This is a genomic window from Chitinimonas sp. JJ19, from assembly GCF_036961565.1.
Classification (GTDB): Bacteria; Pseudomonadota; Gammaproteobacteria; order Burkholderiales; family Chitinimonadaceae; genus Chitinimonas.
Map to the genome: position 1 here is coordinate 1 of NZ_JBAMDD010000012.1, position 14,586 is coordinate 14,586.

General features: G+C 62.0%; 12 protein-coding genes. 8 read left to right on the plus strand and 4 right to left on the minus strand.

What is annotated here, in order from left to right; translation table 11 throughout:
- Positions 1–184: 184 nt before the first annotated feature.
- Entirely contained in the window at positions 185–571 is a 387-nt protein-coding gene (locus V7714_RS14735) for a DUF423 domain-containing protein (protein WP_335710388.1), read from the minus strand.
- Between the two features lie 178 nt (positions 572–749).
- Here V7714_RS14735 and V7714_RS14740 point away from each other — a divergent pair, with 178 nt between their 5' ends.
- The 6 genes from V7714_RS14740 (at position 750) to V7714_RS14765 (ending at position 5,852) form a co-directional block, all read left to right on the plus strand.
- The gene (locus V7714_RS14740) at positions 750–2,243 is read left to right on the plus strand and encodes an AMP nucleosidase (RefSeq protein WP_284196930.1); all 1,494 of its coding nucleotides are present in this window, start codon (positions 750–752) and stop codon (positions 2,241–2,243) included.
- 126 nt (positions 2,244–2,369) lie between these two features.
- Positions 2,370–2,849, plus strand: a complete 480-nt coding sequence (locus V7714_RS14745) for a DUF1579 domain-containing protein (RefSeq protein ID WP_335710389.1) — start codon at positions 2,370–2,372, stop codon at positions 2,847–2,849.
- Positions 2,850–3,306: 457 nt separating this feature from the next.
- Positions 3,307–4,143 carry a PA4780 family RIO1-like protein kinase gene (locus V7714_RS14750; RefSeq protein WP_335710390.1) on the plus strand — a complete coding sequence of 279 codons (837 nt, stop codon included), beginning with the start codon at positions 3,307–3,309 and terminating at the stop codon, positions 4,141–4,143.
- Between the two features lie 238 nt (positions 4,144–4,381).
- The gene (locus tag V7714_RS14755) at positions 4,382–4,726 is read left to right on the plus strand and encodes an ArsR/SmtB family transcription factor (protein ID WP_335710391.1); all 345 of its coding nucleotides are present in this window, start codon (positions 4,382–4,384) and stop codon (positions 4,724–4,726) included.
- Positions 4,723–5,205 (plus strand): SRPBCC family protein, encoded by a 483-nt coding sequence (locus V7714_RS14760; RefSeq protein ID WP_335710392.1) that lies wholly within the window; start codon positions 4,723–4,725, stop codon positions 5,203–5,205. The genes V7714_RS14755 and V7714_RS14760 overlap by 4 nt, the downstream gene beginning before the upstream one ends.
- Before the next feature lie 167 nt (positions 5,206–5,372).
- A complete protein-coding gene (locus tag V7714_RS14765; RefSeq protein WP_335710393.1) occupies positions 5,373–5,852 on the plus strand; it encodes a DUF1203 domain-containing protein in 480 nt (159 codons plus the stop codon).
- A gap of 97 nt (positions 5,853–5,949) precedes the next feature.
- Here the strand turns inward: V7714_RS14765 and V7714_RS14770 are convergent, their stop codons facing one another.
- Both V7714_RS14770 and V7714_RS14775 read right to left on the minus strand, forming a co-directional pair.
- Positions 5,950–7,536: a flavin monoamine oxidase family protein gene (locus V7714_RS14770; RefSeq protein WP_335710394.1), complete on the minus strand. Its 1,587-nt coding sequence runs from the start codon at positions 7,534–7,536 to the stop codon at positions 5,950–5,952.
- A 62-nt stretch (positions 7,537–7,598) separates the two neighbouring features.
- A complete protein-coding gene (locus V7714_RS14775; RefSeq protein ID WP_335710395.1) occupies positions 7,599–9,530 on the minus strand; it encodes a thiamine pyrophosphate-binding protein in 1,932 nt (643 codons plus the stop codon).
- Between the two features lie 568 nt (positions 9,531–10,098).
- Here V7714_RS14775 and V7714_RS14780 point away from each other — a divergent pair.
- Together V7714_RS14780 and V7714_RS14785 are read left to right on the plus strand one after the other, a co-directional pair.
- Complete coding sequence (locus V7714_RS14780; RefSeq protein ID WP_335710396.1) at positions 10,099–10,941, plus strand: heme-binding protein; 843 nt, start codon at positions 10,099–10,101, stop codon at positions 10,939–10,941.
- Positions 10,942–11,104: 163 nt separating this feature from the next.
- The gene (locus V7714_RS14785; RefSeq protein WP_335710397.1) at positions 11,105–11,686 is read left to right on the plus strand and encodes a hypothetical protein; all 582 of its coding nucleotides are present in this window, start codon (positions 11,105–11,107) and stop codon (positions 11,684–11,686) included.
- 23 nt (positions 11,687–11,709) lie between these two features.
- Here the strand turns inward: V7714_RS14785 and V7714_RS14790 are convergent, their stop codons facing one another.
- Positions 11,710–14,382 carry a cation-translocating P-type ATPase gene (locus V7714_RS14790; protein ID WP_335710398.1) on the minus strand — a complete coding sequence of 891 codons (2,673 nt, stop codon included), beginning with the start codon at positions 14,380–14,382 and terminating at the stop codon, positions 11,710–11,712.
- Between the last annotated feature and the right edge of the window lie 204 nt (positions 14,383–14,586).

A 14,586-nucleotide genomic window follows, 5' to 3' on the forward strand; every position in this document is an offset into this window, starting at 1 on the left:
GGCTTTGACGGGTGCAGGATGGGCGGGGTGAGGACGCAAGGATGCAGTGAAAAGAACTGTCCGATCTTTGGTCTTCTGGCCTTCTCCCGACCTTTGACCCACCGCGCTGGCAATCCGGGCCTCGCGGAGAGGCCTGATACGCCATTTGAATCCTTCTCATGCGGGTACGGCACGCCGATACGGCTTATTCTGTCCCTTGGCTTGAACGGTATGCAGCCCAGGCCAGCATCAGCCAGGCGGCCAGCAAGGCCACGCCACCCAGGGGTGTAATGGCGCCCAGGAGCTTGATGCCGCTGAGCGCCAGGGCATACAGGCTGCCGCTGAACACAATGATGCCGGCCAGCATGCAGTTTCCGGTGCGGGCCATGGCGCTTGGCCCCAGGCGGGATGCCAAAGCACCCAGCAGTATCAATCCCAGGGCGTGTAGCTGGTGATAGCTGACGGCAGTCTGCCAGATGGCCAGTTGGGCTGGGCTGAGCACGGCTTTGAGGCCATGTGCGCCGAAAGCACCGGCACCGACGCCGATCACCATATTGAGACTGCCGGCAATAATCAGTTGTCGCGCGTTCATGTCTTGCTGCCTGTTATTTGAAATGGACACCATGATAAGCCAGTAGGATGGCCTGGCGGCTGCCTGCCAGGCGTGGGCATGGCGCGGTGGTTTGGCTATAGTAGTGCCCTGCGCCTGCCTTTACCTGCACCATGCCAGGGATGCACTGCAGGCGACCCACCTTTGAATGTGTGAGCCCATGTCCCATCTCCCTCCGTTTATCGCCCCTAGTCGCTACACCAATGCTGCCGATGCACTGAAGCAGGTGCAGCGCATCTATGAACACAACCTCAAGCACCTGCGCGAAGCGATGCGTCGCTTTATGGCGGGTGAGCCGTTGCCAGGGCATGTGCGGGCTTGTTATCCCTTTGTGCGCTTTCAGATACGTACGACGCTGCGTAACAAGAGCATCGATACCGCCCATCTGAGCTATGGCTTCGTATCTGGCCCCGGCCGCTTCGAGACGACCTTGACCCGCCCCGATCTGTTCGCGGGCTACTATCTGGAGCAGTTTTCGCTGCTGTTGCAGAACCACGACTGCGAGCTGGAGATAGGCACCAGTACCCAGCCCATACCGGTGCATTTTTCGTTTGCCGAGCACGATCACATCGAAGGCAGCCTGAGCCCGGAGCGGCGGGCATTGATGCGGGATGTGTTCGACCTGCCCGACCTCACTGCCATGGATGATGGCATTGCCAACGGTACTTACGAGCCCAAGCCGGGTGATCCGCTGCCCTTGTCGCTGTTTACCGCACCACGGGTCGATTACTCGCTGCACCGGCTGCGCCATTACACCGGGACGGCGCCTGAGCACTTCCAGAATTATGTGCTGTTCACCAACTACCAGTTCTATATCGATGAGTTCGTGCGGCTGGGGCATGAGGCTATGGCGCAGCCGGATAGCGGCTACAGTGCCTTTGTGGAGCCGGGCAATGTGATTACCCGGCGGGTGGGCAGCGAGGCCCTGCCCGGTGATGCCCTGGGTGTGGCGCCACCGCGGCTGCCGCAGATGCCTGCTTACCATCTGGTACGCGAGGGGCATGCCGGTATCACCATGGTGAACATTGGTGTCGGCCCCGCCAATGCCAAGACTATGACCGACCATGTGGCTGTATTGCGGCCGCACGCCTGGATCATGCTGGGCCATTGCGCCGGCCTGCGTACCACCCAGCAATTGGGAGACTATGTGCTGGCCCACGGCTATGTGCGTGAGGACCATGTGCTGGATGAAGACCTGCCGCTGTGGGTGCCGATTCCCGCACTGGCTGAAGTGCAGCAGGCCTTGGAAACCGCTGTGTCGGATGTGACCCAGGCTGTGGGGGCGGAGCTCAAGCGGGTGATGCGTACTGGCACCGTCGCCAGCACCGACAATCGCAACTGGGAGTTGCTGCCGGACAACAAGCCGCAACGGCGTTTCAGCCAGAGCCGGGCGGTGGCACTGGATATGGAGAGCGCCACCATTGCGGCCAACGGTTTCCGCTTCCGCGTGCCTTACGGCACCTTGTTGTGCGTGAGTGACAAGCCGCTGCATGGCGAGATCAAGCTGCCAGGCATGGCCAACCATTTTTACCGTGAGCGGGTGGACCAGCATCTGCGCATAGGCATACGGGCCCTGGAGCTGTTGCGTGAGCAGGGCTTGGGCCAGTTGCACAGCCGCAAGCTGCGCAGCTTTGCCGAGGTGGCATTCCAGTAGCACCCATCTTGCGCCGTGCTGCCATGACTAGCGAGTTGGCCAGGCGCTTTCCGCACCGTGGCTTGCTATGCTGGTTTGGCAGCAGGGCCGCCTAGGCGGCCACCCCTATAACTGAGGAGGTTGACCATGCAGATGGAAGCACAGGACGAGCACCGCTGGTTGTTGCAGTTGGTGGGCGAGTGGCGCTATGAAAGTGAGGCCGTGATGGGGCCGGATGAGCCACTGATGAAGTTCAAGGGCGAGGAGAGCGTGCGCGCCCTGGGTGACTTGTGGGTGCTGCTGGAGGGGCGTGGGGAAATGCCCGGTGGTGATATGGCCACTATGCTGATGACCTTGGGCTACGACCCCCAGAAAGGGCGTTTCAGCGGTAGCTGGGTGGGCTCGATGATGACCTATCTATGGGTTTACGATGGCAGCCTGGATAAGGATCGCAGGATATTGTCACTGGATGCCGAAGGGCCGGATTTTGCTGTGGAAGGCAAGATGGGCAAGTACCGTGATGTCATCGAGCTGCACAGCCCGGATCACCGTACGCTCAAGTCGCATACCTTGGGTGACGATGGCCAGTGGCATTGTTTCATGACGGCAAACTACTGGCGCAAATAAGCTGCTGCCCACCATCCTGCCGCAGCAGCAGGATGGTGGGCTAGCCGCGAGGGCAGCTACGGCGTGCGCCTACGCACTGCTCACCGGGACAATGGCTTGCCGTGGCGTGAGTAGCTTCTGCTGGATCAACCGCCCGCATGCGCCAGGTTGGTTGTTAAGCCTGTGTGCCCAAGGCGCTGTAAGCTGCCTGCTGTGCGACATAGACGTGGTCGGCCGGCGCTGCTTTTGGGGCAGATGGGACAGGCTAGTCGTTGATACTACCGCTGCCAAGTGGCTGGGAGCTGTTAAACTATTGATTCGGCTCGGCTTCAGTTGCGAGCCTGCCCGCTTTGCGGCGCGTGTTTTCCCTGTGCGGCAATCCTGCCTGCGCTCCCTATTCCTGAGTATCCCCCATCGGTGTGTCCCTACGTGGCCTGACCGGTGGGGGCTTGCTCCTATCAGGCCTATTGCTATTACGATGAAGACACCCAAAAGACTCCTGCCCCTGGTTGAAGAAGGATTGATAGACGAAGTCATCAGCCAGTTGATGAGTGGCAAGGAGGCGACCGTCTATATCGTGCGCTGTGGCGACGAGATCTGCTGTGCCAAGGTGTACAAGGAAGCCAATCAACGTAGCTTCCGCAAGAGCGCGTCGTATCAGGAAGGGCGCCGGGTGAAGAACAGCCGGCAGGCCCGAGCGATGGAGAAGGGTAGCCGCTATGGCCGCAAGATGCAGGAGGAGGTCTGGCAGAACGCCGAGGTGGACGCGCTATACCGTTTGTCTGCCGCCGGTGTGAGGGTGCCCAGACCGAATATCTGCCACGAAGGTGTGTTGTTGATGGAGTTGGTGGTGGATGCCGATGGCAATGCCGCCCCGCGCCTCAATGATGTGGAGCTGACCGAGGCGCTGGCGCTGGAATACCATGAGGTATTGCTGCGGGAGGTGGTGCGCATGCTGTGTGCCGGAGTGGTGCACGGCGATCTGTCTGAATACAACATCCTGGTTGGCTTGGACGGCCCTGTCATCATCGACCTGCCGCAGGCTATCGATGCAGCTGGCAACAATAGCGCGGCCGATATGCTGGAGCGCGATGTGAACAATCTGCGCAATTTCTTTGCCGTATTTGCCCCGGCCCTGCAGGCCAGCCAGTACAGCAAGGAAATCTGGGCGCATTACAAGGAAGGTAGCTTGCTGCCTGATGTGCCTTTGACTGGCCGGGTCGTGCTGGATGAGCGTCCTGCCGATGTGGACGATGTTCTGCTCCATGTAGAGCGGGCGCTGGAAGAAGACGCGCTACGGCGCATGTCATACTAGGCGCTGCTAACAGCCCCTTTCTGGCCTTGTTGAGCGAGCTTGCCGTACCCCTGTACGGCCATTGCTCACCTGGCAAGCGCCGCTAGGCTGGATTTCTTGTGGTCACAAGTAGCGTGCTGGGGTGTTGCCGGGGCTGGCAGCGCGCCACTCGCGTTTTTTTTGAGATTAATACTTAGTTTTATGCCTAAGTATTTGCTATGGTAGTAAGGCTGCATGGATAAGCCTGCAGTCAGGAGGAATGATCTTGTCACATGGCGCTGAGCCCATAGATGGTGTTTTCCGCGCACTGTCCGACCCGACCCGCCGCAAGGTGCTGGAGAGACTAAGCCGTGGCCCGGCTACGGTCAGCGATTTGGCTACGCCATTCGATATGGCGCTGCCTTCCTTCGTGCAGCACCTGAAGATACTGGAAGCATGCGGCCTGGTGAGCTCCAGCAAGGTGGGGCGGATACGCACATACCAGCTGGCCGCTGCCCGTCTGCAGTTGGCGGAAGACTGGCTGGCGCAACACCGCACGCTGTGGGAGCGTCGACTCGATCAACTTGACCACTACCTTATGGCACTCAAGGAGAAAAACACATGACCGCAACCCCATGGACCCCGGACCCCAAGCTGGACCTGGTACTGGAACGAGAGATAGACGTACCGCGCGAGCTAGTATGGGCTGCCTGGACCCAGGCTGAGCATATACCCCACTGGTTCACCCCAGCCCCTTGGACGGTGTCGCATTGTGAGATTGATCTGCGCCCCGGTGGCATGTTCAGCACCACCATGCGTTCGCCGGAAGGCCAGGACTACCCCAATATTGGTTGCTATCTGGAGGTGGTGCCCTGCCAACGCCTGGTCTGGACCGATGCCCTGCTGCCTGGCTACCGCCCGGCGGCGGAACCCTTCATGAGTGCCATGCTGTTGCTGGATGAACTGGCAGGCGGACGCACCCGCTACCGGGCCGTGGCCATACACCGTGACGTAGCCGGTAGGCAGCGACACGAGGAAATGGGCTTTCACCAAGGCTGGGGCACGGCGCTGGATCAATTGGTGGCCTACGCCAAGCGGATGTAGAGCGCTGCTGTGATGACCAAGGCCCAGCCGCTGGCTGGGCTTTCTGTTGGCAGCGCTGGCGCAGGGAGTTGCCAGCGACTCAGCAGGAATCGGGTGTCGGCGTGCGTACAGGCAGCCTACCTTATCTGCATCGCGGCCTGTTGGGCCGTTCATGCAAAGGCAGCGCCATGTCCATACCGTACCGCATCGAGCCCATCAGGGCCGACTTTCTGACCCGTGCACGCATGCACGGCCTGGATGATCAGCAGCAGCCGGTGGAATACCATCAGGCGCAAGGGGGGGAGCCCTGCCGCGATGTGCTTCGGCGTGCCCGGCCCGGTGAGGCGCTGATACTGGCCAGCTATAGCCCGTTTAGCCTACCGGGGCCCTACCACGAGTTTGGCCCGGTGTTTATCTTGCGGGATGCGAGCCCGGTCACCGTCAATACCCAGGCTCTGCCGCTGGCGCCTGTAGCGGACTACTTCAAAGATACCTTGGTGCTGCGGGCCTATACGGCCAGCGAACGTATAGCCGATGGTTTCGTGGCCACGGCAGCGGATGCGGAGGCCTGCCTGCAGGGCTTATGGGAGCGGGATGAGGTGGCGTTTGTACTGGCCCGCTTTGCCGGCTATGGCTGCTTTGGATGTTGTCTAAGGCGGGCATCATGAGGTCGCTTTACCCAGTGCACAGTGGGTAGCGGGCACTCTCGTACCAAGGCCCGGGTATTTCCCGGGCCTTAGTGAGCCACTGTAAGGTGGTGGTCGCCTAGCAAGCCATGCGTTTCAACATCATGTCGGCCGTCTGCAAGGCTCCCTCCACCCAGCCCTGGGCATCAGAGTAGGCTTCACCGCAGATGTAGAGCTGGCAGATATCCAGTGGCTTGATGATCTGTTTCTTCACCTCCCAGCTCTTCACACCAATGTTCCAGCTGTTCCAGCCACCGCCAAAGGGGTCGTCGCCCCAGTCGCGGAAGGCGGCGTTGCGTACCTCGGGGGTGTAGTTGAGGCCGTGCATGGTGCCCAGCTGCCGGGCGACTTCGGCCACCATCAAGCGGGGGGCCTTGTACTGGTGCCAGGTGGATTCGGTCTGGCTGGCGGTGGCTTCGCCAACAAAGGGGTCGGCCAGCGCGGCGACTTCCTGGCCGCTGCGCTTGAGCTGATGGCGCTGCGGGCGCAGTCCGTCCCAGAAGCCGGTGTTGGTGCCGTCGTCGTAGCTGGCCAGCAGCATGGCGCGGCCGGATTCGGCGGGTTGGCCATCGCTTTGTGGCCAGTAGTAGGTTTGCCGTACCGGCAGGTCGGTGACCGAGCGGCCTGCCTGCACCGGCACGTAGACGTTGTCACTATTGGTATAGCCGGCGGCGCGCCACCAGGGGTTGTTGTAGGTGGTAAACAGCTTGAACAGTGGCCTGGGGGTGACGCTGGAGGTCAGGCGCTGGATTTCCTGCAGGATGGGGCTGGTGGCGGCCAGCAGATCGATGGCGCGGCGCGGCATGGCCAGGATGAGCTGGTGTGCCCGGATGACCTTGCCCTCGACGGCAAACTCGAACACCTCGTTTTCCCACTTGAGCCGGGAGGCCGTGGCGTTCAGCCTGATCTCGCCACCGGCATGCTGGAACAGTGCCGCGATGGACTTGGGTACCTGCTGGAAGCCCTTGCAGAAGCCCTTGTATTGCGGGTCGATACCAAAGTCGGAGAGATACCAGGGGATGGCATCGGCCGCGTTCCAGTTCGACAGGGTGGAGTTGTAGCCGCCTGCATCCACCCCCAACTGATAGGCCTCGCCGTCTATCACCCGCAGCAGCACGTTCCAGAAGCCTTGCTGGTAGAGCGGCAGGCCGCCAAAGCTGGCTTCCTGCGCCATGGTGCGGCGCTGCTCTTCGGTCAGGTGGGGTGCGGTGATGCCGGGTACGATCTGCTCGATGGCATTGAGGATGATGCTGCCTGCAGTGGCCCCCCTGTCGAGGAAGGACAATTGGTATGGCACCTTGTCCGGTTCGCTGGTGAAGTCGCTCAGGCGCAGGTAGACGCCACGCAGATAGGCCAGGTTCTGGTCCTGGTCTACCGGGAAGGGATAGGTTTCGATCTGCTCGTGTGGGGGCAGAGACTGGTTGAGCTCCGCGATCAGTGCCGTAATCAGCGGCTGTACGGCGGGCAGAATGCGCATGCCGCCCAGTTCGGCCACCATATTGGGGATATCGGGCGGCTGTACCGATAGCAGGCGGCCGCCGACATGGTCGGAGCCCTCGAACACGACAATCTTCTTGCCTGGGTGGGCCTGCTTGAGCCGCCAGGCGCTGTAGACCCCTGACACCCCTGCGCCGATGATGGCGATATCTACGGTTTCGTTAGCCATGATACTGATCTCCTTGGATTGAGTGGGCGCCTGCTGCCGGGCGCCCTGTTATTGCCTGCGATTTAGAAGAGGATGGGGATATTGGGCTGTGCGCCGCCGGCATCGCCCTTGAGCAGGCCCTGGCTGGCTGGGTGATGGAAGCTGTCCAATGGCGGCTGCCCCACATAGCGGGCCAGGGCCATGCGGTTGGCTTCGGCCAGCGATGGGGTGGTGGGGGTATTCTGTGCAGTACGCATGTCGAGGATGTAGGACTGGCGGGTGTGCAGCACATGATCGATGCCGCGCCGCACGGCAGCCCTGACCTGCTCGGGCAGGTGCACTACCTCGCCGCCCAGCTCGCCCAGCGCCTTGGCCATGCCGACAAAATCGGGGGCCGGGCCGCGTATGCGCAGGTAGTCCGGGTCGTTGGTCTTGGGTGTCCAGCCGTAGCCCGGTGCCGAGCCATAGGCCTGGATAACCTGCTGCAGGCCCAGCTGTAGCGTGTGGTACTCGTGGTTGTTGGTGATGATGTAGAGCACGCCCAGCTGGCGATGCGCTGCCGTCCACCAGGTTTGCGGATAGAACAGCGAGGAGCCATCGCCGGTGGCCGATACCACCAGCTGGGTCTCGATGTCCTGCCAGCCGTTCTGCTCCAGCTTGATGCCCAGCGTGGCGGGCATGGACCAGCCGAGTGAGCCGCCGCCCACGCAGTAGTAGCTGATGGGTGCGCCCCCTTCGGTGCCAAAGGGCAGCAGGTACTGGAATGGCGCCGGATCGGAGACCGCCTCGTGGACATAGACAAACTTCTTGTCCAGGCCGCGCTCGCCTATCTCCTGCCGCAGGGCGTCGGCAATCACTACGGCCCAGATTTCCTTCTGCTGCATGGCCTGGGCCAGGTATTGATCCCACGATACCCGTCGTGCGGCATCCAGCTCGCGCAGGTGCTGATTACGTTGTGCGGCCGCGGCGGGCGCCTGCTGGGCGATCAGCGTGTTGATCAGTGGCAGGGTGGCCTTGATATCGCCCAGGATGGCGGCCTCGCCGTAGTAGTTCTTGCCTATGTCCCAGGTGTTGTTGGTGAGGTAGACCTGGCGCACATGGGGGGGGATCAGCGCCCCCTGGGTGTATTTGAATACCGTGATCTGGGCCTGGTTGCTGAAGCCGCAGAGGAAGGCCACATCGTGGCCCTCGAATACCTGCTGCATGGCTTGCTGGCTGCCCGGCAGCTCGCCCTGCCAGTGGTAGTCGTTATTGGGGAAGTTGGCCACGCTGCTGAAGGTTTGCAGCAAGACCGGTGCGCCGATCAGCTCGGCCAGTTGCTGCATCTCGGGCCAGGCATTGGCATAGCCCACGGCATCGCCGCCCACGATAAGGGGATTCTTGGCCTCGGCCAGCAGGGTGGCTACCTGGCGTATGGTCTCCGGGTCGCCGGTAAAGTGTGGCGAGATGCGGGTGACACCGGGCACGCGATCATGGTCGCCGATGCGGCGCATGGTGAATTCCCAGGGGATGGCCACGAACACCGGGCCGTTCGGGGGAGCCATGGCCTCCTTGAAGGCGCGCTGCAGCACCATGGGCAGTTCTTCCGGCGTGCGGACTTCGTGTGCCCATTTGGTGTATTGCTTGGCCAGGTCCACCAGGTTGGAGGCCAGCAAGGGCTCCTGCGTGACCAGCTCGTTCTGCTGCTGGCAGCAGAGTATGACCAGGGGTACCTGCGAGCGCGCAGCGTTGAACAGGTTGCCTATGCTGTGGGCGATGCCGGGGGTGACATGCACGACCATCACGCCGGGTTTGCCTGTCATGCGGGCCGAACCCATGGCGGCGCCGATGGCGATATTCTCGTGCAGGCACTCGATGTACTCGACCTCGTTCTCGGGGTAGGCGGTGCCGTCGATGATGGGGATTTCATTGGTGCCCGGCACCCCAAAAATGTAGTGGATGCCCAGCTCACTCAAGATATCGAACACATAGTCCCTGGCCCAGCGGGGCTGACCAGCTGTTGTTGCCGTTGTCATACATCCTCCGTTTGCTTGTGTTGCTTATCGGGCCCTCAGCCCGTGGGGAGTCCGCCAGTGGCCGGGGCCGCGAGCGGGCGAACGGTCTTGCTGCCGTTCGTATCTGTCTGAATGGGCATGGCCCGGCAAGGAGGCGTAAGGCAGGAGAGTGCGTGATGGCCGGCCGTGGCCGGTGGGGCCGGACCATGGCAGGGGGCAGGATTCCTCGCTCCTTGTTGACCTCTATGGGTCGCTTTCATGCCATCTCGGTCTGTCCATGGCCTGGCGGCAGGACAGATTGCGGATGCCATGCAATAGCTTTAGCACACGGTGGCTTGGCTACCTTCATTCAAATGGGGGAGACATAGCAGGGTTGCCAGGGGGCTGGCATGGCCGGCGGGCGGAATAAATCCAGCGTCCCCCAAATGAATGATGCGTGGGGCTTGGTCATCCCATAGAACGGAGCTAGCCATCCCGATCTGGCCTGCGCCGGTCTTTTGCCATCGCCATTTGGCGTGTCCGGCAACAAGCAAGAAAAGCACGGCATTCATGTACGTGCCTACCCAACCGTCACTGGAGGAATACCATCGTGAATCAAGCCCGCCCACCCGTTCAATTGATGCGCGCCAGCCTGCCATCGACCTCAACCGCCTCACCCCTGGGCCTGCTCAAGAATCTGGCCGGCAGCTGGATAGGCAGCGGCTTCAATCTGATTGCCCTGCCCAACAAGCAAAATGGCGGCATCTTCAGGCTGATGCTGAACGCTACCCATGAAGTGCTGGACTTCTCACCCATCGGAGCGCCTGTCCCTAACCGGGGTTCGCTGCAGGACGATATTTTTCTGACCGGCCTGACCTATCTGCAGCGTGTCAGCGACAAGCAGAGCCATGCCGCTTTGCATATCGAGCCCGGAATCTGGCTGAATGTCCCGCCCACCAGCGACCCCTCGGCCCCGGCAACCATCGTGCGCCAATCCACCATTCCGCACGGTGATTCATTGCTGGCTCAGGGCACGGCGTTCGAGGTCAACGGCGGCCCGCAGATTGCACCGGTCAGCTCTACGCCCACGGGGCCTGGCACCGGCCAGTTGGGTTATCTGGACCCTTACCTGCATTCCGACCTGCCCCCCGGCATTACCCAGGCCATGGTGGGTAATCCCAACCAGTTGCTGGTGGATGCCATACAAGGGCAGAACATCATCAATACCGTGGTGCTGGAGATTTCCACCACACCGGTGGGCGGTATCGTCAACATTCCCTTCATCACCCAGAACGCCAATGCCACCAAGCTGGACGCCATATTCTGGATAGAGACGGTGGAGCTGCCCGATGGTGAGCAGTTCATGCAGTTGCAGTACACCCAGACCGTGATACTCAATTTTGACGGCATAGACTGGCCGCATATCTCGGTGGCTACCATGGTGAAGCAATAGGCTAGACATGCGCCCGGTAGCGCGGCTTGGGCCGCCCTGCTGGGGGGCTGGGGCCATGTTGAATGTGCGCAACAGCCAGGCGTCCGGGGGCGATATTCTGTCGCCCCCTATATTTTCTACCGTGTACGCTTGCTACCGCCCCTATCGAACAAGAGAGCCCCCTATGCATACCTTGCGCGCAACTGCCGCCGCCCTGCTACTGCTGACCAGCATCGGCAGCCTGGCCGCCGGCCCCATGCGGCCTGATCCGGCCAAAGTCATTCCCGCCCAGCAGGCCGCCATGGCCAAACTGGCCTTTATGGATGGCAGCTGGCGCGGCACCGCCTGGACGCTGTTGCCTTCGGGTGAGAAGCACACGGTTACCCAGACTGAGCGTGTCGGGCCGTTTCTGGATGGGTCGGTCAAGGTGGTGGAAGGGCGTGGTTACCTGGCGGATGGCAAGGTGGGCTTCAACGCCTTCGGCACGATCTCCTACAACCCCGCCAGCAATGCCTATACGCTGCACTCCTATGCCATGGGCAATGCCGGTGATTTTGCGCTGACCCCCACAGAGCAGGGCTTTGTCTGGGAAATCCCCGCCGGGCCCATGACCATACGCTACACGGCCACCATCAAGGAAGGTAGCTGGAAGGAGGTCGGCGACCGGCTGATGCCGGGCAAGGACCCTGTGCGTTTCTTTGAAATGGATCTCAAGCGCATAGGCGACACTGATTGGCCTGCTGCCGGGGCTATCCCACCCAAGTAAGCGCCGCTGGGTGCGATGCCGTATCAGCCTTCCTTACCCCTGGGGTGTGTCAGTGCTTTTTCCAGCTCGATCAGGACACTGCTAGCTGTGGCAAAGGCGGTGATGGTGAGCCACCACTGTGCGCTGATCGGGGCGGTTTGGAAGGCGGTGTTGAAGGCTGGGGCGTAGGTGAAGGCCAACTGCAGCAGCAGCATGGCCGCACTGCCCAGCCATACCCAGTGATTGCTGAACCAGCCATTGGCCCAGCAGGGCTGGCTCAGGGTGCGGCAGTTGAACAGATAGAGTATTTCCATCAACACAAACACATTGGCGGCGACGGTACGTGCTTCGGCCAGGGTGCTGCCTTGTCGTAGCGCCAGCTCGAACAGGCTGAATGCCCCTATGAGCATCAGCAGGCTCACCAGCACAATGCGTCGCAGCAGGGTGGGGCTCAGCAAGGGCGCCGTGGGGGAGCGTGGCGGCTGCTGCATCATGTCGCGCCGGGGCGGCTCGAAGGCCAGCATCATGCCCAGCAGCACGGCGGTGGTCATGTTGATCCAGAGGATTTGCAGGGGCGTGATTGGCAGGGTGACCCCGGCGAGTATGGCTGCCAGTATCACCAGTCCCTCGCCAGCGTTTGTGGGGATGGTCCAGACGATGAATTTGAGCAGGTTGTCGTAGATGCCGCGGCCTTCTTCGATGGCGGCTTCGATGGTGCTGAAGTTGTCGTCGGTCAGCACCATGGCGGCCGCTTCTCGGGCCACGGCGGTGCCGCCCAGGCCCATGGCCACACCGATATCGGCCTGTTTGAGCGCGGGGGCGTCGTTGACGCCATCACCGGTCATGGCGACCACTTCACCATTGGCTTGCAGTGCCCGCACCAGCCGGAACTTCTGTTCCGGCTCTACCCGCGCAAAGACATCGATATCTCGCGCCACCCTACAGAGGGCGGCATCGTCCAATTGGGCCAGCTCCTGCCCGGTCCAGGCCCTGCTGTCGTTAGCGGTAATGCCTAGCTGGCAGGCAATGGCGCGGGCAGTACCGGGGTGGTCGCCGGTAATCATCTTTACCTTGATACCGGCGTTGTGGCAGGCCGCAATGGATGCCCGTACCTGAGGTCGAGGCGGGTCTATCATCCCCATCAGGCCGAGAAACACCAGGTCGGCGCCCAGGCAGTCGTGATCAAGTACCCGCTTGGCCGCCAGGGTGGAGCGCGTCAGGGCCAGTACCCGCAGGCCGGCTTCGGCCATTTGCGCGGTCGCCCGGTGGATGACCTCTGGCGCCAGCGGTATGGGTTGGCCGTTGGCATTGAGCATGGTGCCGCAGGCGGGCAGCAGTTTTTCCACGGCACCTTTGGCATAGAGCAGGCGTTCGCCCTCGATCTCGTGCAGGGTGACCATGTATTGCCGGTTGGGGTCGAATGGCAATTCATCCAGGCGGGGAAAGACGCTGTAGAGCGTGTTGCAGTCCAGCCCAGCCTTGCTGGCTGCGACCAGCAGGGCGCCCTCGGTGGGGTCGCCCAGCAGCGTCCATTGCCTTGCTGTTGGCAGCAGCTTGGCGTCGTTGCACAACACGCCGGCCAGTAGCGTCTCGCGTAGGGGCGGTGTGATCTCGGCGGGCTGTGTGGCCGTCGCTATCTGGCCCACCGGATCGTAACCCAGCCCGCTCACCGTATAGCTAGTCCCGCCAGACCAAATGGCCTGTACGGTCATGGCATTCTCGGTGAGGGTGCCAGTCTTGTCGGAGCAGATGACCGTGGTGCTGCCCAGGGTTTCGACGGCGGGTAGCTTGCGGATGATGGCACGGCGCCTGGACATGCGTGCTACGCCGATGGCGAGCGTTATCGTCACGGCAGCGGGCAAGCCCTCGGGAATGGCACCCACCGCCAAGGCCACGGCGGCCATGAACATATTGAAGGCGCTTTCGCCGCGCCAGATACCTACGGCAAAGGTCAGGGCCGCCAGGGCCAGGATGGCGACCAGCAGATAGCGGGTGAATACCGTCAGCTTGCGGGTGAGTGGTGTGCTCAGCTCGGCCGCTCCGGCAATCAGGCCCGAGACCTTGCCCGCCTCGGTGTGATCGCCGGTTGCTGTTACCACGCCACTGCCTTGTCCTGCCACGACCAGGGTGCTGGCATAGGCCATGTTGCGCCGGTCACCCAGTACGGTTTCGGCGGGTAGGGCCTGGGCGTGTTTGTCTACCGGTGTGGATTCCCCGGTCAATGCCGCTTCGGAAGTACGCAGGGATTTGCCGGTGCATAGCCTGAGGTCTGCCGGCACCTTGTCGCCTGCCGCCAATACCACCACATCGCCGGGAACCAGATGGGCGGCATCCAGCCGCTGCCGGTTGCCACCCCGCAGCACGGTGGCCTCCATAGTCATGGAGCGTGCCAGTGCGGCTAGCGCGGCTTCGGCCTTGCCTTCCTGGATATAGCCCACCAGCGCGTTGATCAGCACCACGCCAAGGATCACGCTGGCATCGACCGTTTCGCCCAGCAAGGCGGTGATGACACCCGCGCCTATCAGCACCAGTATCAAGGGCTGCAGCAATTGCGACAGGAAACGCGCGAGCCCGCTACGTGTGGGCGGCGCGCTGGGCCGATTGCGACCGTGCTGCTGCAGCCTGGTCGCAGCTTCCGCCTCATCCAGGCCTTGCTGGGCATCCACCTCAAAGTGCGCCGCCACATGGGGCGGCTCCATGGCATGCCAAGGGTGCATTCGGCGTTTCCTCCCATAGATCGAACGAATCGTGTTCTGGTTATGACCGTAATGTAGTGCTCGGCGGCAAATGGTGCATTGCGCCATATCAAGGCGGGGGAGCCGGAGGTCGCTCCATTTGTCGGCTGGCTGGCAAAGCCGCCCGCCGCCTGCCAAGGTTGAGTATGCACAGCCGTCGGGCCCAGGGCAGCCATGCCCAGGCGG

Excerpts from the sequence above, each read along its gene's own strand:
- V7714_RS14750 (WP_335710390.1), top strand. The coding sequence starts at position 3,307 with ATGAAGACACCCAAAAGACTCCTGCCCCTGGTTGAAGAAGGATTGATA.
- V7714_RS14740 (WP_284196930.1), top strand. The coding sequence starts at position 750 with ATGTCCCATCTCCCTCCGTTTATCGCCCCTAGTCGCTACACCAATGCT.
- V7714_RS14785 (WP_335710397.1), top strand. The coding sequence starts at position 11,105 with ATGCATACCTTGCGCGCAACTGCCGCCGCCCTGCTACTGCTGACCAGC.
- V7714_RS14755 (WP_335710391.1), top strand. The coding sequence starts at position 4,382 with ATGATCTTGTCACATGGCGCTGAGCCCATAGATGGTGTTTTCCGCGCA.
- V7714_RS14765 (WP_335710393.1), top strand. The coding sequence starts at position 5,373 with ATGTCCATACCGTACCGCATCGAGCCCATCAGGGCCGACTTTCTGACC.
- V7714_RS14760 (WP_335710392.1), top strand. The coding sequence starts at position 4,723 with ATGACCGCAACCCCATGGACCCCGGACCCCAAGCTGGACCTGGTACTG.
- V7714_RS14775 (WP_335710395.1), bottom strand. The coding sequence starts at position 9,530 with ATGACAACGGCAACAACAGCTGGTCAGCCCCGCTGGGCCAGGGACTAT.
- V7714_RS14745 (WP_335710389.1), top strand. The coding sequence starts at position 2,370 with ATGCAGATGGAAGCACAGGACGAGCACCGCTGGTTGTTGCAGTTGGTG.
- V7714_RS14790 (WP_335710398.1), bottom strand. The coding sequence starts at position 14,382 with ATGCACCCTTGGCATGCCATGGAGCCGCCCCATGTGGCGGCGCACTTT.
- V7714_RS14735 (WP_335710388.1), bottom strand. The coding sequence starts at position 571 with ATGAACGCGCGACAACTGATTATTGCCGGCAGTCTCAATATGGTGATC.
- V7714_RS14770 (WP_335710394.1), bottom strand. The coding sequence starts at position 7,536 with ATGGCTAACGAAACCGTAGATATCGCCATCATCGGCGCAGGGGTGTCA.